The sequence below is a fragment of the Clostridium sp. genome, assembly GCF_032576335.1.
Lineage (GTDB): Bacteria > Bacillota > Clostridia > Oscillospirales > Acutalibacteraceae > Faecalispora.
This window is the reverse complement of record NZ_JAWFXC010000013.1, coordinates 1-21,202: the sequence shown is the minus strand read 5'-3', so window position 1 is coordinate 21,202 and position 21,202 is coordinate 1. Positions and strand designations below refer to the sequence as shown.

21 protein-coding genes and 1 riboswitch are annotated in these 21,202 nt (G+C 46.6%); of the genes, 15 read left to right on the top strand and 6 right to left on the bottom strand.

The window, feature by feature from the left end:
- Positions 1 to 275 precede the first annotated feature (275 nt).
- Entirely contained in the window at positions 276 to 1,925 is a 1,650-nt protein-coding gene (locus E7L17_RS12510; RefSeq protein WP_316323479.1) for a sigma-54 interaction domain-containing protein, read from the top strand.
- Positions 1,926 to 1,976: 51 nt separating this feature from the next.
- Here the strand turns inward: E7L17_RS12510 and E7L17_RS12505 are convergent, their stop codons facing one another.
- Positions 1,977 to 2,342, bottom strand: a complete 366-nt coding sequence (locus E7L17_RS12505; protein WP_316323478.1) for a VOC family protein — start codon at positions 2,340 to 2,342, stop codon at positions 1,977 to 1,979.
- Positions 2,343 to 2,415: 73 nt separating this feature from the next.
- Positions 2,416 to 3,597, bottom strand: a complete 1,182-nt coding sequence (locus E7L17_RS12500) for an iron-containing alcohol dehydrogenase (RefSeq protein WP_316323477.1) — start codon at positions 3,595 to 3,597, stop codon at positions 2,416 to 2,418.
- 653 nt (positions 3,598 to 4,250) lie between these two features.
- Between E7L17_RS12500 and E7L17_RS12495 the strand changes: the two genes are divergently transcribed.
- The 12 genes from E7L17_RS12495 (at position 4,251) to E7L17_RS12440 (ending at position 16,459) form a co-directional block, all read left to right on the top strand.
- Positions 4,251 to 4,943: a FadR/GntR family transcriptional regulator gene (locus E7L17_RS12495; protein ID WP_316323476.1), complete on the top strand. Its 693-nt coding sequence runs from the start codon at positions 4,251 to 4,253 to the stop codon at positions 4,941 to 4,943.
- Between the two features lie 11 nt (positions 4,944 to 4,954).
- Positions 4,955 to 6,241: an ABC transporter substrate-binding protein gene (locus E7L17_RS12490; protein WP_410470670.1), complete on the top strand. Its 1,287-nt coding sequence runs from the start codon at positions 4,955 to 4,957 to the stop codon at positions 6,239 to 6,241.
- Between the two features lie 86 nt (positions 6,242 to 6,327).
- Positions 6,328 to 7,206 carry a sugar ABC transporter permease gene (locus E7L17_RS12485; protein ID WP_316323474.1) on the top strand — a complete coding sequence of 293 codons (879 nt, stop codon included), beginning with the start codon at positions 6,328 to 6,330 and terminating at the stop codon, positions 7,204 to 7,206.
- A gap of 4 nt (positions 7,207 to 7,210) precedes the next feature.
- Complete coding sequence (locus E7L17_RS12480) at positions 7,211 to 8,047, top strand: carbohydrate ABC transporter permease (RefSeq protein WP_316323473.1); 837 nt, start codon at positions 7,211 to 7,213, stop codon at positions 8,045 to 8,047.
- A 19-nt stretch (positions 8,048 to 8,066) separates the two neighbouring features.
- Complete coding sequence (locus E7L17_RS12475) at positions 8,067 to 8,882, top strand: transketolase (RefSeq protein WP_316323472.1); 816 nt, start codon at positions 8,067 to 8,069, stop codon at positions 8,880 to 8,882.
- Positions 8,875 to 9,807: a transketolase family protein gene (locus E7L17_RS12470; RefSeq protein ID WP_316323471.1), complete on the top strand. Its 933-nt coding sequence runs from the start codon at positions 8,875 to 8,877 to the stop codon at positions 9,805 to 9,807. The genes E7L17_RS12475 and E7L17_RS12470 overlap by 8 nt, the downstream gene beginning before the upstream one ends.
- Positions 9,808 to 9,822: 15 nt before the next feature.
- Positions 9,823 to 10,221 carry a cupin gene (locus tag E7L17_RS12465; protein WP_316323470.1) on the top strand — a complete coding sequence of 133 codons (399 nt, stop codon included), beginning with the start codon at positions 9,823 to 9,825 and terminating at the stop codon, positions 10,219 to 10,221.
- A gap of 311 nt (positions 10,222 to 10,532) precedes the next feature.
- A complete protein-coding gene (ilvB, locus tag E7L17_RS12460; protein WP_316323469.1) occupies positions 10,533 to 12,152 on the top strand; it encodes a biosynthetic-type acetolactate synthase large subunit in 1,620 nt (539 codons plus the stop codon).
- A 16-nt stretch (positions 12,153 to 12,168) separates the two neighbouring features.
- Entirely contained in the window at positions 12,169 to 12,672 is a 504-nt protein-coding gene (ilvN, locus tag E7L17_RS12455; RefSeq protein ID WP_316323468.1) for an acetolactate synthase small subunit, read from the top strand.
- A 67-nt stretch (positions 12,673 to 12,739) separates the two neighbouring features.
- Positions 12,740 to 13,747: a ketol-acid reductoisomerase gene (gene ilvC, locus E7L17_RS12450; protein ID WP_316323467.1), complete on the top strand. Its 1,008-nt coding sequence runs from the start codon at positions 12,740 to 12,742 to the stop codon at positions 13,745 to 13,747.
- Between the two features lie 333 nt (positions 13,748 to 14,080).
- Positions 14,081 to 14,845 (top strand): DUF975 family protein, encoded by a 765-nt coding sequence (locus E7L17_RS12445; RefSeq protein ID WP_316323466.1) that lies wholly within the window; start codon positions 14,081 to 14,083, stop codon positions 14,843 to 14,845.
- Positions 14,846 to 15,001: 156 nt separating this feature from the next.
- Positions 15,002 to 16,459 carry an MFS transporter gene (locus E7L17_RS12440; protein WP_316323465.1) on the top strand — a complete coding sequence of 486 codons (1,458 nt, stop codon included), beginning with the start codon at positions 15,002 to 15,004 and terminating at the stop codon, positions 16,457 to 16,459.
- 345 nt (positions 16,460 to 16,804) lie between these two features.
- Here E7L17_RS12440 and thiT read toward each other — a convergent pair whose 3' ends face one another.
- The 3 genes from thiT to E7L17_RS12425 form a co-directional block, all read right to left on the bottom strand.
- Entirely contained in the window at positions 16,805 to 17,374 is a 570-nt protein-coding gene (thiT, locus tag E7L17_RS12435; RefSeq protein WP_316323464.1) for an energy-coupled thiamine transporter ThiT, read from the bottom strand.
- A 159-nt stretch (positions 17,375 to 17,533) separates the two neighbouring features.
- A riboswitch (TPP riboswitch) is annotated at positions 17,534 to 17,646 on the bottom strand.
- 25 nt (positions 17,647 to 17,671) lie between these two features.
- Complete coding sequence (locus E7L17_RS12430) at positions 17,672 to 18,334, bottom strand: HAD hydrolase-like protein (protein WP_316323463.1); 663 nt, start codon at positions 18,332 to 18,334, stop codon at positions 17,672 to 17,674.
- Between the two features lie 23 nt (positions 18,335 to 18,357).
- The gene (locus E7L17_RS12425) at positions 18,358 to 18,753 is read right to left on the bottom strand and encodes a thioesterase family protein (RefSeq protein WP_316323462.1); all 396 of its coding nucleotides are present in this window, start codon (positions 18,751 to 18,753) and stop codon (positions 18,358 to 18,360) included.
- A 244-nt stretch (positions 18,754 to 18,997) separates the two neighbouring features.
- Between E7L17_RS12425 and E7L17_RS12420 the strand changes: the two genes are divergently transcribed.
- Both E7L17_RS12420 and ychF read left to right on the top strand, forming a co-directional pair.
- Positions 18,998 to 19,783: a heparan-alpha-glucosaminide N-acetyltransferase gene (locus tag E7L17_RS12420; RefSeq protein WP_316323461.1), complete on the top strand. Its 786-nt coding sequence runs from the start codon at positions 18,998 to 19,000 to the stop codon at positions 19,781 to 19,783.
- Between the two features lie 77 nt (positions 19,784 to 19,860).
- Positions 19,861 to 20,955: a redox-regulated ATPase YchF gene (ychF, locus tag E7L17_RS12415; RefSeq protein WP_316323535.1), complete on the top strand. Its 1,095-nt coding sequence runs from the start codon at positions 19,861 to 19,863 to the stop codon at positions 20,953 to 20,955.
- Positions 20,956 to 20,988: 33 nt separating this feature from the next.
- Here the strand turns inward: ychF and E7L17_RS12410 are convergent.
- A partial coding sequence (locus E7L17_RS12410; RefSeq protein WP_316323460.1) for a hypothetical protein occupies positions 20,989 to 21,202 on the bottom strand: 214 nt, incomplete at its 5' end.

Genomic DNA, 21,202 nt, shown 5'->3' with positions numbered 1-21,202 from the left:
TGCCAGTACAGGGTCGTTTGTGCTTACACTTTTTATTATAGCAAGATCCATGCCAACTAAAAAATACAATAAATAACAGAAAAAAACAGAAGATAATGGCGGTTTTTATCGGTTTTACGCTAATGTGAGAAAGTGATGATTCTGTAAATTGCGGCCAAACCGCAAAATGATTTGGCACTATGGCAAACTATTTTGCACTCATTGACCGCTATGACGGCTTGTGCTATGATTTGTTCCAATGAGTTCATTCTCTGTAAATCGGGGAGGTGCGGGTTATGAATATGGCCGATGTAGCCATTGTGCTGGATGAAGAAAAGCGGATTCGATCCATTGACTGGATGAATAAGGAGACAAAAAACAGGTGTGTGCAGGTTTGGTCCTCTTTTTTAAATCAGCCGTTTTCCTTATTGTTTTCTCAAGTGGATTATTGCCGAAGCCAAGGGGAACTAAGCTGGAACGAGGAGATTTTTGATTTCATCTGTTGGGATTCGGGCTGTGGTATGGTGTATTACCTGAAAACACACACCGACAGTGATTTCCTTTATCAATCCGCACTGGAGAAGGTAACGGACGGGGTACAGATTTACGACAAAAATGCAGGTCTGGTTTATCTAAATGAAAACAGTAGAAAAATCTCCGAAATTCCCAATGGATTTTTCGTTAGAGGGAAACACCTGCTCGATATGTACAACGTGGAGGAATCGGTGAGCACCGTTCTCACGTGTTTGCGAACAGCCGCTCCCGTGCTCAATCGGTTTGATATCTTTAAGACGACGACTGGCAGTGATGTAGCCACAGTAAATACAGCGTATCCTGTTTTTCAAAATAAGGAGTTGGCTGGCGTGGTGGTTTTTGAGCAGAATCTGGAGGTTGTAAAGGCACAGATTGAGTGGCTGGAGAAAGTTCGTGCAGCACTTTCCGACCAAGAGGAAAAAACAACATATGCCAGATTCTCCGGTTACACCTTTAGCAATATCATCGGTACTTCCCAAAAGCTGGTGGATGCAGTCAATCTTGCCAAACGGGTTGCGGCTCAAAACAGCAATATTCTTCTGGTAGGAGAAACAGGCACCGGCAAAGAGGTATTTGCGCAAAGTATTCATAAGTACAGTTCTCGAAAAGAAAAGAAATTTGTGGCAATCAATTGCGCAGCCATTCCAGACACATTGATTGAAGGGGTCTTTTTCGGCACACAAAAGGGTGCGTTTACCGGCAGTACCAATTCCGTTGGCCTTTTAGAAGAAGCCGATGGAGGCACCTTATTTTTGGATGAGTTGAATTCAATGAGTCTCTCGATGCAGTCGAAGCTTTTACGTGTGATTCAGGAAGGGACATTTCGGCGAATTGGTGGAAGTCAGGATAAAAAGACCGATATTCGTTTTATATCTTCCTGCAATGAACCACCGGCGCAACTGCTCAAAGATAATGCTCTCCGAAAGGATTTGTATTATCGGCTCTCTACGGTAACGATTGATTTACCGCCGCTTCGCGAACATACGGAAGATATTTTGCTGCTAGCGGAGGATTATATCTCTTCCAAGGCTTATAAATATGCAAAGTCCATTCAGAGTATAGGCCCAGAAGTAATGACTTTGTTTTCACAGTACAATTGGCCGGGGAATGTGAGAGAACTACACAATGTATTGGATTATGCGTTCAATGTGGTAGATGGCCCGGTAATCGGTATTGCCCACTTACCACGTTATTTGCAGGATATGGAAAAGCCACGCCGCTCTACGGGAGAGAATACCGAGGAAATCTGGATGCGGCAGGATTTGCAGTATACAATGGATTCCTATGAAAATCAGGTTATAAAAGCGGTTTTGGAGTATTACGGCGGTAATATCACGCGTACGGCAGATTCCTTAGGGCTTCGCCGCCAAAGTTTACAATATCGCATGAAAAAGTACGGAATTATTCAATAAAAAATCCCCACCGAAAAACGGTGGGGATTTTTTATTGATTACTTTGCTTAATTATCGGTCCAATATTTCAATCCAGTATCCATCGGGGTCATTGATAAAGTACAAATCCATCTCGTGGTTTTCATAGCAAATACAGCCCATGCTTTTGTGCAGCTCATAAGCCTCTTTTTTATCTGGAACACGCACGGCAAGGTGAATTTCATTATCCCCCAGATTATAGGGTTCTTTGCGGTCGCGCAGCCATGTCAGTTCCAGTTCAAAACCGGTCGCATCATCGGTTAAGTATACAAGTATAAAGGAACCATCGGAAGCAACTTTACGGCGCTTTTCCGTAAGACCCAGTGCCTTATGATAAAACGCGAGACTTTTTTCCAAATCGAACACATTGTAGTTAAAATGCAGAAAAGTAGATTTCATCGTAGATCCCCTTTCATAAATAGAGCAGGTGCTTTACAAGCTTATAATCTTCTAATACGAATTAACGAGTGAATTAATGGTTTGCCAGATGATAAATTGCTTCCAAATCCTTGCGATTTAGCTTCTGGAAGGTTCCTACCGTCCGCGTTTCGCCAAAGGAACAGCTCCACGCAAGCTCTTCAATTACTTTATCAGATTGAACGCCTATGCCTAGCTCCGTAAAATTGGTAGGCATATCGAGAGAGCGGAAATAACGGTTGGAGGCTTGAATAGCTGCTTTGGAAAGCTCCTCGGTGTCTGTGCCGGTAAGGCCCCACACATTTCTGCCAAATTGCGCAAAACGTTCCGGGTTTATTCGGCGTGTATAGGTAGCCCAAGAGCTCCAAATGGCAGAAAGAGCTGCGCCGTGTGCTGCGTCGAAACGGCCGCTAAGTTCGTGGCTTATCTGGTGAGGTGCGAAATCCTTTTGTCCGCCAAGGCCGGTTAATTCATTGTGAGAAAGGCTCCCTGCCCACATTAGCTCGCTCATCGCGTTATAGTCGTGTGGGTTTTGGAGTGCGATAGGGCCATTGCGGATGATAACACGTAGCAATGCTTCCGACAGCTCGTCTGTAACTTGGTTGGTTACTACCGGATTAAAATAACGATCCATTGTGTGCATCATCATATCTACGGTTCCGCAGGTGATTTGGAACTTAGGAAGGGTCATCGTCAGTTCCGGATTCAATGCCGAGAATGCTGGTCGATTAAACGGGGTGTTCAGGCCACGCTTGGTGTTGGTATCCGCATCGGTCAAAACGGCCGAATCACTGGTTTCACTACCGGCTGCGGAAATAGTAAGTACAACGGCTACTGGCAATGCTTTGGTTACGGTTTGCTTACGCAGCCAAAACTCCCAAATATCTGTTTCGGGGTTTGCTGCACCAATCGCAATTGCCTTAGCGGTGTCAATAACACTGCCGCCGCCCACAGCCAGAATCGAATCTGCACCAAACTCCAGTGCCTGCTGTACGCCATTTCTTGCCAGCTGTAGTCTGGGGTTCGGCTGCACACCACCAAGGGTTTGCACTTTGATTCCCGATTCCTCCAAAGATTTTTCCATTCGGGTAAGCAGCCCGCTTTTCACAACGCTGCCACCGCCATATACCAAAAGAGTACGTTTTACACCGCGGGCCACGGCTTCCGGTGCAATCTGCAGCTCTGCATCTCTACCGAAAATCACTTTGGTTGGTACCTGGTAAACGAAACTTTCCAAAACAAACACCCTTTCTATTTAAATTGCATTCTAAAACTATGCGTTTTCTGCTTTTATTCTATATGTGGGATTAGGTAAAGTCAAGCGAAAGAGCGCATTCTTACCGCACTTTTAAAGCCAAGGGCGGCTTTCTTGAATTCTTAGTATATTAGCCGTAAAAACGATTTTCTAATTTATAAAGACATTCGGAGTCGAATCTTGTATAATCAAGCAGAAACATGCGGCGTTCTCATGTTTTTACAAATTGTTGATAGATTGTGCTGTGGAGTTGTATGATTTTCATAAAACGAACACGAATATGCCGTATGTTTTAAAACTGCTTGCAGACAATAAGAGTGGAGGTGAGAATACGGCGCGAGAGCGGGGTATTTCATTCGATGGCAGGAAAAATTTGGATAAAATAGATAGTGTGTCAAAATCTAATCGGATGTCAGTCGTCAGACGTCACATGACACTTTGTGGTTTTTTAGTGCTATTTTATAAATTTGACTCTTTAAACTAAATATATTTATAAAAAGTCTTGAAATCAGAATTTTGATTTGGTATAATCAAGTCAATGAATTTGTGTTATTGCACAAAAAACCTAGTTTGATGCGGCAGCTTATCCGGGAGGGACAAGCTGTACCGAACAGGGGAAGCCAAGGAGAGTGAACATGAGTCAAATTTTGTTTGGGACCAGAGAACTTCCGCTTGTTATTTCCAAAAAGCTTAAGGAAATGATAGTGGAAAAAAATCTGAAACCCGGCGACCGTCTTCCAAGTGAAGGGGAACTTTCGGTCATGTTTGGCGTAGGGCGTTCCACTGTGCGGGAAGCGGTCAAGCTGTTGATTGCCGATAATGTAGTAGAAATTCACAGGGGGAAAGGCACTTTTATTTCTGAGAGTCTTGGTATGAAGAACGACCCCCTAGGCCTGCACTTTGCAAATCCAAATAAGCTGCTTCACAACCTGCTCGAAAGCAGACTTCTGATAGAACCGCAAATCGCGATGCTGGCGGCGCAAAGAGCCACCAGCGAGAATCTCAACAGGCTCAGCCAGGCAATTGAAGATATGGAAACCGCGGAGCTCATTAATGGGCTTGAATACCCTTCGCGCGACGTGGACTTTCATACCGCTGTGGCAGAGTGCACGCAGAATGACGTTTTAATGCGTATTCTGCCTTTAATCTGTGAATCGATTCGGGAAGGATATCTCGAAACGATGAATGTTCCTGGCACGCATAAGCGCGCAATCGCGGCTCATATCCGCATTTATGAGGCAATTCGAAATAAAAACCCGGATGCCGCAGCGGAAGAGACTCGGAGGCACATTATGCAGGCCTTGGACGATTCTCAGCTCAAATATTAGGAGGAATGAAAGTGAAAAGGAAAAAAGTACTGGCACTTACCCTGGCGCTTGCAATTGCGGCAACCTCGTTTGCCGGCTGCGCCAAACAACCCGCTGCTTCCAGTGCAACAGAGTCTAAAGCGGCAAGCGGCGAACCGGTTACCATTACCCATTGGTACTGGGCAGACAGCTCCGACTACTCTGCTAAAATGAAAGAAATGGTTGAGGATTTCAACAAATCCAACAAGAAAAACATTACCGTAAAAGCAGAAGAATACCCCTGGGACGGCGGCGCATACAGTGAAAACCTGTTTAACGCTGTTATGGGCGGCGGCGGACCCGATACCGCAGCATGGAAGCTGACAGCTACCCCGCTGTTTACTGCTAACAACCTGCTCGCAAATTTGGATGATTACATTGCAAAGTGGGACAAGAAGAGCGACATTGATGATAACATTTACAAGATTATGAAGCAGGCCGGCGGCTCTGACAAAATGTATGTCATGCCCTGGAACATTCAGGTTCTGTACGTTTACTATCGTCCGTCCATCTTCAAGAAGGCTGGCGTAGAAGTGCCTAAGACCTACGAAGAGTTCCTTGAGGCAATCAAGAAGACCACCATGGACACCAACGGCGACGGCAAAACCGATATTTACGGCTTTGGTATGCGCGGTGCAAAGGGCGGCCAAGAACCTTGGGGCAGCTTCATCAACGGCCGTGGCGGCAGCTTTGAGAACATGACCAGCGCTGAGTCCGTTCAGGGCATGCAGGACTTTATTGACCTGTACAAAAAGGGTTATGTACCTCCCACCGCTACACAGGATGGCTTTAACGAAATTATCGCGAACTTTAAATCTGGCAAAACTGCTATGACCATTCACCACACCGGCTCTTCCAAGGGTATGGTTGAAACCTTCGGTGATGACGTTGACGCATTCCCCTTCCCCAGTGGCAAGGGCCAGTGGACCTCTATGGGTGACACGGAGAACGTTATCTTCCAGTCCAGCAAAAATAAGGATGCTGCTTTCGAGTGGATTTCTTACCTGGCGGCAGGCGAAGGACAAGAGAAATGGTGCAAAATTACCGGCAACGTGCCTGTTAGCAAAACCGTTCAGGCTCTGCCTGAGTTCCAGAATAACAAGTTTATGAAGGCTTCCATCGCTGGTCAGTCCTATGCGGGCATTATCCCGATTAAAGACACCACCACCGAATGGATCAGCACCATTTGGCCGAACACAGTTGCTTCTGCCCTTACCGGCAAAGAAACGGCTGCTGACGCCATGAAGACCTTGCAGGAAGGTCTGTACGGCAAGAAATAAACAGTAAGCAATGGGCTCTGTGGGCTGCGGCTGGTCGAGAATTTAGTTCGGCCGCGGCCCCAATCTTTCAAAGAGGTGAATATACAGTGCAGCGTAAAAAGACGAATATTTGGCCGTATTTGCTGATCACGCCTGCGGTGCTAATTATTATCGCAGTTGTATTAATCCCAGCACTTAATGCGATTTTAATGAGCTTTCAAAGCTATGATTTAAGAAGACCAAGCGACATCGGTTTTGTTGGGTTTACCAATTACATTGATGTGCTGCAGGATAAGCTGTTCTGGGCATCCCTTTGGAGGACGATCCTGTGGGTTGTTTTCGGCGTAGGTTTCCAGTTTGTTTTTGGCTTTATTCTGGCGAATCTTTTGAATAAGAGCTTCCGTGGCCGTGGTATTGTGCGCGCGGTGAGCCTGATTCCTTGGGTTACCCCCGGCGTTCTCATTGGTTTGATGTGGCGCTGGATTTACGACGGCAGCTACGGCGTGCTCAATGACCTTTTAATGAAGGTCGGCTTCATTCAGGCACCCATACCGTTCCTGGCACAGGATTCTACGGTTATGCCGTCTGTTATTCTTACGATTATCTGGCAGGGAATTCCGTTCTTTGCTTTAATGCTTCTGGCTGGTTTGCAGGGCGTGCCCGGCGAACTGTATGAGGCGGCCGATATTGATGGCGCCACAAGCTTTCAGAAGCTGTTCCGCATTACCATTCCCGCAATTAAGAACACCATTTTCGTCACCACTTTGCTGCGTATTATTTGGGTGGCAAACTCGGTGGACGTGATTTTCAACATGACGGGTGGCGGTCCTGCTTACGCATCGCAGACGCTGAGCGTTTATGTATTTAACAAGGCGAATGCTTTGAATTTGGGTTATTCGTCTACCATGTCGCTTCTGCTAACATTACTGTTATTGCTGGTTGCGATTCCGTATTTAAAAAATATGTTTGCGAGTCAGGAGGCGTAAAGTTATGCAGCATAAAAGATCACCCATGCAGAATTTATTGTTACTTTACCTTCCTCTGTTTGTAATCTTACTGCTATTGCTTTTCCCATTTTATTGGACGTTTGTTACCTCCATAAAGCCGGAAGCAGAACTTTATGGCAGTGTGGTTACCTACTGGCCTCATAACGTGACTTTTGAATCCTACAGAAAACTTTTTGTAGATTTTAACTTTTTAAAGCCCATGGGCAACAGCTTTGTGGTTGCGATTATTACCACACTGATTACCTTGACCGTTTCAATGCTGGCCTCTTATTCCTTCTCTCGTTTTCGCTTTGCCGGCAGAAAAGCATTTATGGTTTTATTTTTGACCAATAACATGTTCCCTACGGTCTTGCTGTTGATTCCGCTTTATGCTATCATGCGTAGTATGGGTTTATTGTACACCCCCGCATCTCTGGTGCTTTCTTATGCCACGTTCACCATCCCGTTTTCGGTGTGGTTGCTCAATGGCTTTATCAATGACCTGCCCTTGTCTTTGGAGGAAGCCGCCATGGTTGACGGCTGCAACCGCGCGCAGGCCTTTACCCGCATTATTTTCCCCGTGCTGGTGCCCTGTCTTGTTGCTACGGGTGTGTACATCTTCATGACCTCCTGGAATGAATACACTTTCGCCGTGATGTTCACCAACGAGCGGAACCGCACAATTCCTGTGGCTCTAAAAAATCTGATCGGCCAGCTGGGAGTCCAATGGGACCTTCTAACTGCCGGCGGAATAATAACGATCATCCCCGTTTGCATCATGTTCTTCTTCGCGCAGAAGCGTTTGGTGGAAGGCCTGACCGCGGGGGCCGTGAAGGGTTAATTGTAAAGGAGTAATCGAAATGAACAGCGAACTAAACGCAAAAGCCACGCAGATTAGAGCAGATATTTTGAAATCGCTCTATGCCTGCCAGTCGGGCCATCCCGGCGGATCCCTCTCGTGTGTAGAGATTTTAATGGCATTGTACGAAAATGTAATGAAGTACGATCCGAAAAATCCGCACATGGAAAACCGCGACCGTTTCGTAATGAGTAAGGGACACGCTTGCCCCACGCTTTATGCGGTTCTGGCGGAAAAAGGATTCTTCCCCAAGGAAGACCTTGCTCACCTTCGTCAGGCTGATTCTCACCTGCAGGGTCACCCCGATATGACCAAAACTCCGGGTGTTGACTGCAACACCGGTTCTTTGGGTCAGGGTGTTGCAATTGCTGGCGGTATGGCACTGGCAGCAAAATACAAAAAAGCCGATTACCACGTTTACGCACTCATCGGTGACGGTGAAATGCAGGAAGGCCTGGTATGGGAAGCAGCGATGTCTGCCGCTCATTACAAGCTGGATAACTTTACGGTACTTCTCGACTTTAACCACCTTCAGATAGATGGCAGCAACGATCAGGTTATGAGCGTTGGCGACCCCATGGAAAAATTCCGTGCGTTTGGTTTTGAATGCCTCGAAGTAGATGGACACGATATTGACGCGATTACCGAAGCAATCAAGAAGCCGGTAGTTGGCAAGCCGAAATTCATTTGCTGCCATACCCATAAGGGTCACGGTGTCTCCTTCATGGAAGATAACCACGGCTGGCACGGCAAGCCGATGAACAATGACGACTTTGCAGCGGCAATGAAGGAACTGGGGGTTGAGATCAATGGCTGAGAAAAAATCTTTAAGAGTAGCATACGGCGAAGCTCTCGTTGAGCTCGGCGCAAAAAATGATAAGGTTGTAGCAATGGATGCCGACTTGGCACATGCTACCATGAGCAGCATGTTTTTGGATGCATATCCGGAGCGTTTCTTTAACTTTGGTATTGCAGAAGCAAACCTCGTTTGTGCAGCTGCAGGTTTTGCTCATTCCGGCCTGATTCCCTTTGCCAGCACATTTGCTTTGTTTGGCACCGGCCGTGCATACGAGCAAATTCGTAACTCCGTTGCCTATGTAAATGCAAATGTGAAATTTGGTCTTTCTCACTCCGGTCTCTGTGTCGGTGAGGACGGCGGTAGCCATCAGTCCATTGAAGATTTGGCACTGATGCGTGTTGTGCCGAACATGACCATTTTTGTTCCCTGTGACCCGATTGAAACCAAGAAGGCTGTTTTTGCTGCGGCAGAAATCGACGGCCCTGTTTATATTCGTGTTGCCCGCCCGGTTTGCGATGTAATTACCGAAGATGATACCCCCTTCATCCCCGGAAAAGCAAACATCATGAAAGATGGCTCCGACGTTTGCCTCGTTGCCACCGGTCTGATGGTTCCCGAGGCTTTGAAAGCGTCTGAAATGCTGGCTGCAGAGGGAATTAGCGCTGCTGTCGTAAACGTTCATACCATTAAGCCTTTCGATAACGAAACCATTTTGAAAATGGCTGAGAAGTGCGGCGCTATGGTATCCGTAGAAGAGCATTCTATCATCGGCGGCCTCGGCTCTGCAGTTGCAGAAGCTTTGGCAGGCAAATCCAGTGCGAAATTTGACCGCATTGGCGTTATGGATAAATTCGGCAAATCCGGCAAGCCAGCAGACTTGTTCCGCATTTACGGCCTGACACCCGAAAATATTGTAGCCAAAGCAAAGGCACTGCTAAAATAAGAGGGAGACACAACCATGAAAATTCAAAGCTTTGAAATGAACGGCGAAGGCATGCAGAGAGTCTACGAGAACGAAAAGTGGACAGTCGGCATTAAAAACTGGAAGCCCGCAAATGACATTACCGGAACCACCTGCTTAGAGCGCCACAATAAGACCGACGAGCTGTTTGTACTGCTTAGCGGCCGCTGCACTTTGATTAGTGCAGAAGAAGTTGATGGCGAGCTGAAGATGGAAGCGCTGGAGATGGAGCCGTTCAAGGTTTACAATATCCCTCAGTCCCTGTGGCACAATACTGTGACTCAAAAGGACACCAAGATGGTTCTGATTGAGGATGTTTCTACCGGTATGGAGAACAGCGACATCATCGACCTGACTCCCGCTCAGATTGAAACACTGAAATCTTTGGTGAAATAAGCAGAATTGCACAAAAGTATCGCGGTGTATCGCGCTCCTTTGGGGAGCGGTGCACCGCTTTTTTTATTGACTCGGTAGAAGTATCATATTATAATAAAAGGTAATTTAACTTGTTGACTTTTTAATCGGCGGCGTTCCAGTTGCTTCGATACAAAAGGAAAGCCACCGGTTTTTCCTATGTTTGCCAAAGACTGTTTTTTTGCAAATAAAAAGGGAAAAAGAAGTTTGCCCCGTTATGTTACTGCGGGTACACGGAAGTACGATTGAAATCAGATAGAACATAAATTTGATGAGTGGGAAGGTGGAGTACGATGATAAGCGGAGCGGAAATCATGGTGAAATGCCTGGAGGAAGAAGGAGTCGTTCTAGCATTCGGCTATCCGGGCGCGGCAATCTGTCCTTTTTACGACCTGTTGTCTCAGTCCTCCATCCAACATATATTGGTACGGCAGGAACAAAACGCAGCCCACGCAGCAAGCGGCTATGCCCGCTCGAGCAGCAAGCCCGGTGTGTGCATTGCCACCTCCGGCCCCGGCGCAACCAATCTGATTACCGGCATTGCAACCGCGTACATGGATTCCGTGCCGCTCATTGCCATCACCGGGCAGGTTCGTTCGGAGCTTCTTGGCAGAGACGTATTCCAAGAAGCGGATATTACCGGTGCGTGTGAGCCCTTTACCAAACACAGCTATTTAGTAAAGGATACTGCTGACTTGCCCCGTGTTTTTAAGGAAGCGTTTCACATTGCTACCACCGGCCGACCCGGCCCGGTGCTCATAGATGTGCCTGTGGATGTACAGCAAAATGAGATTAAAGAATTCAAATACCCGCAGCATGCGGATATTATTGGATATAAACCCAGAACGCAGGGACATGCCCTGCAAATTAAGCGCGCCATTGAGGTGCTTGCCACGGCACAGCGGCCGCTGATTTGCTGCGGCGGCGGTGTGGTTTTGGCGGGTGCCAGAAAAGAAATGATGGATTTTGTGGAGAAAACGGAAATCCCCGTAGTCTCTACCATGATGGGTATCGGTGTGGTCCCGCTGGACAGCGACTCTTACCTCGGTATGGTTGGTTCTCATGGGAAAAGGAGTGCGAATCAGGCACTGCTCTCTGCCGATGTAGTTATTTTGTGCGGCGCTCGAGTAGGTGACCGAGCCATTATTGCCCCAGAAATGCTGGGTGGCAAGGCGCAGATTATTCATATTGATGTTGACCCGGCGGAAATCGGCAAGAACATTACTGCGCATATCCCAATTGTTGGAGATATTCGCTTGGTGCTCAAGAGCCTTACCGACAAAGTAAGCCGCACGGTTTCGCAGGAATGGCTAAGTAGTGTTCACGAGCTTCGGGAGTCCGAGGTTCCGCATGGTGAGCCTTCGCAGGATTACGTGGAGCCCCGTTCATTTATGAGAACCCTTTCTTCTATGATGCAGGAGGACGCCATTCTCGTAGCGGATGTTGGTCAGAACCAAATTTGGTCTGTCAATAACTTCAATGTAAAAGAAGGGCGCTTTTTAACCTCCGGCGGCCTTGGCACGATGGGGTATTCCATCCCGGCCGCCATTGGCGCAAAGCTGGCTAAGCCCAAAAGGCAGGTTGTTGCCGTTTGCGGCGACGGTTCGTTCCAAATGTCTATGTGTGAGCTTGGTACCATTATGCAGAGTGATGTTGCCGTTAAAATTATTGTAATGGAAAACGGGCACCTCGGCATGGTTCGCGAGATTCAAGATAAAATGTATGGCAAGCGGCATATGGCCACCGTGTTGAACGGGAATCCCGATTTTGTGGCATTGGCGAGAGCTTACGGAATGGAATCCGCACAGGCGGAAAACAACCCCGAAGCAGAAGAGCTGGCGAAAGTTATGCTCGCTTCCAACAAGCCATATCTGCTTGTGTGCAAGGTTGACCCAACCTTGCCGTCTATTTGAAAGGGAGGGCGCCGAAATGAAATATACTCTCTCCGTTTTAGTGGAAAACCAGCCCGGCGTACTGTCTAAAGTATCTGGCTTATTTTCACGCCGTGCATTTAATATTGACAGCCTTGCCGTGGGAGTAACGGAAGACCCGGCAATTTCTCGCATGACGATTGTCGTCAACGGTGACGAATATGTGATGGAGCAGGTGGAAAAGCAGCTTAATAAGCTAATTCCTATCATTAAGGTGAAACGCCTTGACGATACCGGCCCGTTTATTAGCTGTGAGCTTGCGCTTATTAAGGTAAGCTGCACCCCGCAGTACCGCCCAGAAATTATTCAAATCGCAGAGCTATTCCGAGCACGTGTGGTAGATGTTTCTTTAACTTCACTTACCATACAGGCTGCGGATACCGCAGAAAAGATTGAAACGATTCTTACTCTACTTAAGCCCTACGGCATTAAAGAAATTGCCCGTACCGGCACCGTTGCACTGGAGCAAGGGCCCCAGGTTACCAGAAAACAGAGCGTTTAAGCGGACTTGGCAAATGAAACTTGAACTCTGTCTATAAATTTTATACCTGCTGAAGGAGGAACATGTTATGCCAAAGATTTATTATCAAGCCGATTGCGATATTAACGTACTTAAGGGGAAAACCGTAGCGATTATTGGCTATGGCAGCCAGGGTCACGCTCATGCGCTGAACCTGCATGACAGTGGAGTTGATGTTGTAGTAGGCCTTTATGAAGGCAGCAAAAGCGCAGAGCGCGCAAAAAAGGCGGGCCTTAAGGTTCTAAACGTTCCCGAGGCGACGAAAGCTGCTGACATTATCATGATTCTTATCCCCGATGAGCGTCAGGCAGAGATGTACAAGAATGATATTGAGCCGAATCTAACAGAAGGAAAGGCTCTTGCATTTGCTCATGGCTTTAACATTCATTTTGGCCAGATTAAGCCGCCCAAGTTTGTGGACGTGTTCATGATTGCCCCGAAGGGCCCCGGACACACTGTTCGCAGCGAGTTCCAAGAGGGCAAGGGCGTTCCCTGCCTGGTGGCAGTTGAACAGGATTACACCGGACACGCACTCGACTTTGCCCTCGCTTATGGCGCAGGTATTGGTGGTGCACGCGCTGCTGTTATGGAGACAACCTTCCGTGATGAAACTGAAACCGACCTCTTCGGCGAGCAGGCTGTTCTGTGCGGCGGTGTTTGCGCTCTCATGAAGGCAGGTTTTGAGACTTTGGTAGAAGCTGGCTATGCTCCTGAAAACGCTTACTTTGAGTGCATTCATGAGATGAAGCTGATTGTTGACCTGATCTATAAGGGCGGCTTCTCTATGATGAGATACTCCATTTCTGATACAGCGGAATTCGGCGATTACGAGACAGGCAAACGCCTGATTACCGAAGAAACCAAGAAAGAAATGAAGAAGGTTCTCAGTGAGATTCAGGACGGTACTTTTGCCGGCAAGTGGATTGCAGAGAACAAGAACGGCCGCGCTCACTTCAACGCTTGCCGCCGTATTGAAAGCGAGCATCAGTTGGAGTCTGTGGGTAAAGAGCTGCGCAAGATGTATTCTTGGAGCGACGATGATAAGTATGCAGAATAAGCGGAACGCATTGGTTTCGTTCATAGCATAAGTTCGGTAACAAGGGATCAGGCAGGGTCGGATAATCACCGATGAACTGGTCCCTTGTTCTTTTTTATTTGGGTAAGAAGAAATAGCAGTGCACGACACTCAAACAATTGAAATATTTATATAGAAAAATTGTTGCAGAAAAGACGAAAGAACAGGCTATTAGAAACAATATAAAAAATAATAATGTTTGTTTGTAGCATAGTGTGTATAATTTTTGCGAAAAAACCGAATAGGGTAAGGCGATGCGGTGGAATAGTGGCCTTATGTAATTCGTATGATAAATAGGTGAAAGGGGTTCTGTTTATGTGGAGTAGACCAATTTTAAAAAACAACGCCAAAGAAGCCATTCGAGGAAGTAAGTTTTGGGTGGCATATCTTGTTTCAATATTTGTTGTATTTTTCCCGTCGTTGGTAGAGTGGATGACTGGCTATACAGAAGTAAATAAAAGATGGGTAAGAGGTTTGGATGCAGGTGTGTTTTTGGTAGAACCTAGTGTGTTTATGGCATATAACATAGGATATCTTTTATTTAGCGTTTTTATTGTGATGCCGCTTGTCGTAGGTTTACACGGCTTTTTTGTACGCAACCGCTTTAATGCAGGGAAATTTTCAGATGTCTTTATGAGCTTTCGCAACGGGTATGCTAAAGTTGTTTTAACCAGCGTTGTGACAAACCTTTTTATTGTTTTGTGGGCGCTGCTTCTGATTATTCCTGGCATTTACAAATTTTATCAGTATATTCTGGTTCCATTTATATTGTCCGATAATCCTCAAATTTCGGGCAGCAGAGCACGGCAGATTAGCCGCATGATGACGGATGGAGAAAAAGCTTCTATTTTTGTTTTAACGCTTTCTTTCCTTGGTTGGTTCGTGCTGGTTTTCATTGGGATGTTTTTATTGGCAATGGTGAATCTTCCCGATTTTTTAACAAATGTAATCATCTCTCTGGGTGTATGCCTTATTACGCCGTACTTTTATGCGAGCATGGCGGAGCTGTATATCTTCCTGCGTGACCGTGCCATACAAACCGGCATGGTACAACCGGAAGAGTTAAATTTGGCCGTATAATTTCTTGTGATACGAATTTGACAAACAGCATTATTTCTTGTATAATACAAAGGATTTCGTACAGAGAGCACGTTTTGTGCTGATAATAGAGGCGAAAATTATTATTGCAAAATAATAATTTTCGTCTCTTTTTTTATTTTTTGTAAAGGAGTTTATATGGCAAAGCAAAAAAATTTCCACTTAATTCTGGCAGTGATTGCAACCGGGTTGCTATCATTTTCAGGTGTATTAATTGAAACCGCTATGAACGTGACATTCCCCACTTTAATTCATGAGTTTGGTGTAACAACGGCCGCTGTGCAGTGGGTTACCACCATTTGCCTGCTGGCTATTTCGGTTATTGTCCCGCTGTCATCCTATTTGAATCGGAACTTTTCGATCCGTACCCTGTTTGTTTGTGCGAATCTGTTTTTTCTAGCCGGTATGCTGGTTAACTACGTTCTGCCGTCCTTTGCCCTTCTACTATTGGGGCGCTTATTACAGGGCGTGGGAACGGGAATTGCACTGCCGCTGATGTTCCACATCATCTTAACAAAGGCGCCGGAATCAAGCCGCGGTATGATGATGGGAATCGGTACACTAACAACAGCCATTGCCCCTGCCATTGGCCCAACGTACGGAGGGGTTCTGTCCCATTATTTTACTTGGCGCGACATCTTCCTCTTCTTAATTCCATTAATTGTTCTCTCCTTGTTTTTGGGTCTGCGCTCTATCCCCAAAGAACAAAAAGCCGTTAGAGAGCCAATCTCCCTTGGAAGCGCTGTGTTTTTGGCGGCTACGTTTACCTGCATTTTAATGGCTCTTAGCGCAAGCCAGATGATTACTGCGGCTTTGTTTTTTACCGGTAGTATTGTAACAGGCGGGCTGTTTCTGCATTTTAACCGCCAAAAGCCGCTATTGCATTTGAGCGTACTCAAAAACAGGCGGTTTACCGCTATGATGGTTTGCTTCCTTATTTATCAGGCACTGCTGCTTGGAAATTCCTTTGTTTTCCCTAATTATCTGCAAATTGTGACGGGGCTGGATTCCTCTGCAGCCGGAATGTTTATGTTCCCTGGTGCGATGGCTGGGGCATTGTTAGCGCCTATCTCTGGGCGAATTTTAGATAAATCGGGTGCGAAAAAACCAATTATAATAGGCCTTAGTATTGCCTGCGTAGGTGTTTTACTGCTTATGGCACTCTTGCGCACCAATGTAGTTCTTTTGCTCATTGCATCTCACTTGGTGTTTATGGTAGGCCTAGGGCTATCTTACAGCAACCTAATGGCAACCAGCCTGAGTGCTCTGCGTACGGAAGAGCTTTCAGACGGAAACGCCATAATAAATACTTTACAGCAGTTTGTAGGCTCAGTAGCTACCGTGGTAGCGGCGGCAGTTTTATCGTCGTTTCAACACCGCTATGAGTTTGCTTTGGGCACATCGTACGGTTCGGTTTTGCTCTTAGGCTGTTTCTTTCTTTTGCTTGTTGCCAGCCTGATTTGTGCGCTGATTGTATTTTCTGAAAATACTATGATGGAAGGAAATAAGCTCTTTGCGTTTCTGCGTAGAATATGTTGCCGTAATCCGGCAGAAAGACGAAATGTAAGCGATTGCAACCACGAAAGACCGCTCTGATTGCGAAAGAAAAAGCTACTGGCTTTACCAGTAGCTTTTTCTCTTTTAAATGGAGTTATGGATATTAAAAAAAGCATTTATAAATGGTAGTGAGAAAAAGTAATTTGTACCCGAAATAAGTTGTTCTTTATAAATTTTGAAAAGAGGGAAAACCGCCGGCACGGTTTTCCCTCTTAGCCTCTGTACGACAAGGTGAACTATATATAAATAGGAGGAACATGAATTGGAAGAAGGCGTTTGGCTCACCTAATGTATTTTATGACAAGCCCTCCGTTTTGTTTACAGGTCTGTCCCAACTTTGTGGACTTCCTCCAAACAAGCCCTCTATCCTTTGGTAAGAGCGCTTTACGCGGCATGAGCGGAGCGGTTCCCAGTTCTGTCTAACACTTTAACGAGAGTAAGGGTAACCACAGCCGTAATAATCATTTCGGGAAGCATGTAGCTTCCATTATAAATTAAGGAATACAGCCAAACCGGTGTGCCTTCCGGTGCATATTCGCTCCAAATAAAGATACCGGACAGAAAACTGCATATAAAGCGCAGAAAAACAGCAATTGCAACGCCAAAAACAATACGTATGGAACGGTTATGAAATGGCTTGCCCCAAAAAGCGGCGCTACCCAGAACGGTGAAAGCAAGTACATAGTCCAGCAGTACCACCAGTAGAAACGCAGTCAGCGTTTTTGCAGGAGGGGCAGTGAAGTTCAGCAGTATTTGCAGCAGGCTGTGAACAAATGCCGTTCCCAAACCCCATTTCACACCGTGACGATAAGAAACGAGGACGAGGGGAGCCATGCTCGCCAAGGTGATAGACCCGCCCTGCGGCAAATCAACCACCTTGATCATGCTCAGAACAGTGGAGAGCGCAATCATGAGCGCACATTCCACAAGTACGATGGTATTTGTTTTTTTCATAAAAGATCCTTTCTGTGCCATAGCCAACTCTTTTTCATTCGGTTGGTGTTTGACACTTCCGCTGTTCCGGTAACGGATAACCGATGTGTGAACTGCCGATCTTCCTGAAAAATGTGCCGCTAACAAAAAAACGCATAGCGGAAAATACCACAATGCGTTTTGCTGTGCTGCAAATATTTCCTACGCTGGCATTATCCAGATCAGGTCAAAGGGACATAGGCGTCAATCCGCCTCATCTCAGCCGCGTATACGCAGCACCCCATATTCAGTTCTAGTTTCACTATATACCGCAATGAGTCAGTTTGTCAAGAGCATGTGCTCCAGTTCTGAAAAATCTGCGGCAAAGCGAGCCTTTGGGTAATATTCCAGCATTTCTTCACGCGTGCCATAGCCGTGAAGCATCCCGATAAACGCAGTACCCGCCAATTGTGCGCCATCAGCGTCAAACTTGGTGTCGCCAATCATCACAGCGTTTTCCGGCTTTACAGAAAAACGCTCGAGGCACGAGTTGATGAGCTCTAGCTTTGAGCTTTCACGCTCGGAGCTGCCCGCGGGGCCTGCGATAAAATCGACCAGCGGCGCAAGCTTAAAAATTTCTGCCACTCGGTTCGCCTGCGGCAATGGCTTTGAGGTAGCAATGCAAATGTTTGCCCCTGCCTGCCGCAAAGCTGTTAATAGCTCAATGGTGTTTGGGTAAACAGAATTTTTATGAATGCCTTCCGTTTCGTAAAGACCACGGTACATTTTCACGGCTTGGTCACAGATTTCATCAGAAAGGCCACAGGTCTGCGAAAAGCTCTGGAAGAGCGGAGGGCCGATAAAGGTACGCAATACCTCTGGCGGGGGCACAGGAACACCCAAACGCTGCATAATCTCACTCACGCAGCTCAGGATACCTGGGCCGGATTCCGTTAGGGTTCCATCTAAATCAAATAAAACGAGGGGATAAACAGGTTTCATGGGTATTCCTTTCTGCTGTGTATTTATTGCTGTGCGCGCTCCTGTGCTTTTTTAAGAAAGCTTGCCGTTTTAATACTGGCGCGTACATGAGTACCGGTAGCAATCAGGCCTACGTTATCAAATGCCTGAAGAGTAAAGGCAAATTTACGGCCGTCGCATTCAGTTAGCTCTGCAGTGATTTTCACCGTTACGCCCTCCGCGGTGGGAGCCATATGCTTTACGTTAATTTCAGCTCCTACGGTGGTAATTCCATCCTCTAAGTAGCCTTGTGCTAATTCAGCGGCAACGCCCTCCATTAATGCAACAATTTTAGGAGTGGCTAAAACGGTAACGCTTCCGCTGCCAAAAGCGGAGGCTAAATCTGCGGCTGTTACAGTGTAATCGCGGGAAAGCATTTGTCCAATTTTCGGTTCATTCATTGTAATTCTTCCTTTCCTTCGATATAATAAATGATAGAAATTCATCAAATTGCAGTGAAAACATGCACCGGGCAATCCGGGCAAGCTTCACTAAAACTAGTATAACACGGTACGGGCTAGGTTTGAAGCGGTAAATTTGCTTATGTTCCAGTGAAAATCGAGCAATTTTTGTATAGTCGCTTCACAAAAGTGCCAATTTGCGAGAACATATCCTATTCAAATGGCAATGGCAGGAGGAATGATTTTGAGCGAAGAAATACAAGCTCCGGCTGCGGGGCAGAGGCCTCGACTATACTTAATGGACGAGCTGCGTGGTTTTGCGGTGTTCTGCATGGTGTTTTACCACGCATTTTATACATTTGCTTTTTTGTACCAAATCAAGTGGATGATGATACTCTTTCAATTCTTTACCCCGGCAGAGCCTTTTTTTGCAGCATTATTTATCATGATATCGGGAATCTCGTCCCTTTTATCTCGCTCAAACCTGCGAAGAGGGCTGCGCCTGCTTGCCATTGCTTTGGCAGTTACACTGGTTACCGCAATTGTCACGCCAGATTATGCAATATGGTTCGGGATTTTGCACTTTCTTGCTGTGTGTATGATTCTGTATGGCCTTTTGAGCAGGTACCTAAAAAAAATTCCGTTCTCATGGGCAATTGTATTGTTATTGGTATTGCTCTACTTTTTTACCCGCCCCATTCCATCCGGTTATTTGGGCTTTGGCCCGGTGTCGGTGATTCCGTTGCCGGGTGAAATTTATCACATCCCCGGGTTGTTTCCACTCGGATTTTACGATTCTTCCTTCCGGTCATCCGATTATTTTCCGCTGCTGCCTTGGGGCTTTCTCTTCTTAGCGGGTACGATGATTGGTATACCGGTCGCAAAGGGATTGGCACCTCAATGGATGTACCCCAGTCGGATCCCGTTCTTTTCATGGATGGGACGCTGGGCACTGATTATTTACATGGCTCACCAACCGCTTATTTACGCTTTGGCATGGCTGTTGGAGCGACTTGGGCTGATTGGCTGAAATAGCCTTGCGTGAAAAGCAGAAAAAGAATATAATAAGCTGAATGCTTTTGTAAGAGAAAGAGGTTGATGATTGAAATGAAGCTGGGAATCGTCGGGCTGCCCAACGTTGGAAAAAGCACATTGTTCAACGCTATTACCAACGCCGGAGCGCAGTCTGCCAACTATCCATTTTGTACTATAGAGCCCAACGTTGGTGTGGTTGCTGTACCGGACAAACGCTTGGACAAGCTTGCCGAAATGTATCACCCCGAAAAGTACACCCCCGCTACAATCGAGTTTGTAGACATTGCGGGTCTGGTTCGTGGCGCCTCCAAGGGGGAGGGCCTTGGCAACCAGTTCTTAGCGAATATTCGCGAAGTGGATGCCATTGTTCATGTGGTTCGTTGTTTTGAAAATGATGACATTATTCACGTTGATGGCAGTGTGGACCCAGCGCGTGACGTGGAAACCATTAATTTAGAATTGATTCTTTCCGACATGGAGGTTCTTGACCGCCGTTTGGACAAGAGCCGTAAAATGCTCAAGGCAGATAAAAAGTACCAGACCGAATGCGAGTTCTTGGAGCGTGTACGCGAGGAGCTGGATGCCGGGCATACCGCACGCAGCGTGGAATGCACCGAGGAAGAGGCAGAGATTCTCGCAAGCGTATCTTTGCTCACCAATAAGCAGGTGATTTACGCCGCCAATATGAGCGATACCGATTTTAAGGATGGCGTGGAAAATAACCCGTATTATGCAGTGGTTCAGAAGCTGGCAAAGGAAGAAAACTCTGGTGTGCTGCCGATTTGCGCAGAGATAGAGGCCGAAATCTCTGGTATGGAGATGGAAGAGAAGCAGATGTTCCTGGAGGACATGGGGTTAGCGGAATCTGGGCTTGACCGCCTGATTCGCGAGTGCTACTCGTTGCTTGGTCTAATTTCGTACCTGACTGCTGGCCAGCAGGAGGTGCGTGCTTGGACAATTCCGATTGGTACCAAGGCACCGCAGGCGGCTGGTAAAATCCATACAGATTTTGAACGTGGCTTCATCCGTGCGGAAGTGGTTGCGTACCATGATTTAATGGAGTGCGGTTCGATGACGGCTGCCAAAGAAAAAGGGCTGGTTCGTTCTGAGGGCAAGGAATATGTGATGAAGGATGGCGACGTAGTGCTATTCCGCTTTAACGTTTAATTTATTGCTCATTCTAGTTAGATTATTTAAGGCCTATCTGTGGGTTTCCATAGATGGGTCTTTTTTATATTTCTCTCTCTCTTTTACTTTGAGGAGAGATTGATTTGTTCGTAAAAGAAGTGTTGCGCTAAGGCGCAAGGCGTTCTGTTGGCGCAGGGCTTTGCCCCTCATGCCGGGGCGGGCACCTACTTTCACGAAAGGGTGAAAGTAGGCAAAGGCCTTCCAAAGGGAGAGTATCGATTCTCTC

Excerpts from the sequence above, each read along its gene's own strand:
- E7L17_RS12510 (WP_316323479.1), top strand. The coding sequence starts at position 276 with ATGAATATGGCCGATGTAGCCATTGTGCTGGATGAAGAAAAGCGGATT.
- E7L17_RS12505 (WP_316323478.1), bottom strand. The coding sequence starts at position 2,342 with ATGAAATCTACTTTTCTGCATTTTAACTACAATGTGTTCGATTTGGAA.
- E7L17_RS12495 (WP_316323476.1), top strand. The coding sequence starts at position 4,251 with ATGAGTCAAATTTTGTTTGGGACCAGAGAACTTCCGCTTGTTATTTCC.
- E7L17_RS12480 (WP_316323473.1), top strand. The coding sequence starts at position 7,211 with ATGCAGCATAAAAGATCACCCATGCAGAATTTATTGTTACTTTACCTT.
- E7L17_RS12475 (WP_316323472.1), top strand. The coding sequence starts at position 8,067 with ATGAACAGCGAACTAAACGCAAAAGCCACGCAGATTAGAGCAGATATT.
- E7L17_RS12470 (WP_316323471.1), top strand. The coding sequence starts at position 8,875 with ATGGCTGAGAAAAAATCTTTAAGAGTAGCATACGGCGAAGCTCTCGTT.
- E7L17_RS12465 (WP_316323470.1), top strand. The coding sequence starts at position 9,823 with ATGAAAATTCAAAGCTTTGAAATGAACGGCGAAGGCATGCAGAGAGTC.
- ilvB (WP_316323469.1), top strand. The coding sequence starts at position 10,533 with ATGATAAGCGGAGCGGAAATCATGGTGAAATGCCTGGAGGAAGAAGGA.
- ilvN (WP_316323468.1), top strand. The coding sequence starts at position 12,169 with ATGAAATATACTCTCTCCGTTTTAGTGGAAAACCAGCCCGGCGTACTG.
- ilvC (WP_316323467.1), top strand. The coding sequence starts at position 12,740 with ATGCCAAAGATTTATTATCAAGCCGATTGCGATATTAACGTACTTAAG.
- E7L17_RS12445 (WP_316323466.1), top strand. The coding sequence starts at position 14,081 with ATGTGGAGTAGACCAATTTTAAAAAACAACGCCAAAGAAGCCATTCGA.
- E7L17_RS12440 (WP_316323465.1), top strand. The coding sequence starts at position 15,002 with ATGGCAAAGCAAAAAAATTTCCACTTAATTCTGGCAGTGATTGCAACC.
- thiT (WP_316323464.1), bottom strand. The coding sequence starts at position 17,374 with ATGAAAAAAACAAATACCATCGTACTTGTGGAATGTGCGCTCATGATT.
- E7L17_RS12430 (WP_316323463.1), bottom strand. The coding sequence starts at position 18,334 with ATGAAACCTGTTTATCCCCTCGTTTTATTTGATTTAGATGGAACCCTA.
- E7L17_RS12425 (WP_316323462.1), bottom strand. The coding sequence starts at position 18,753 with ATGAATGAACCGAAAATTGGACAAATGCTTTCCCGCGATTACACTGTA.
- ychF (WP_316323535.1), top strand. The coding sequence starts at position 19,861 with ATGAAGCTGGGAATCGTCGGGCTGCCCAACGTTGGAAAAAGCACATTG.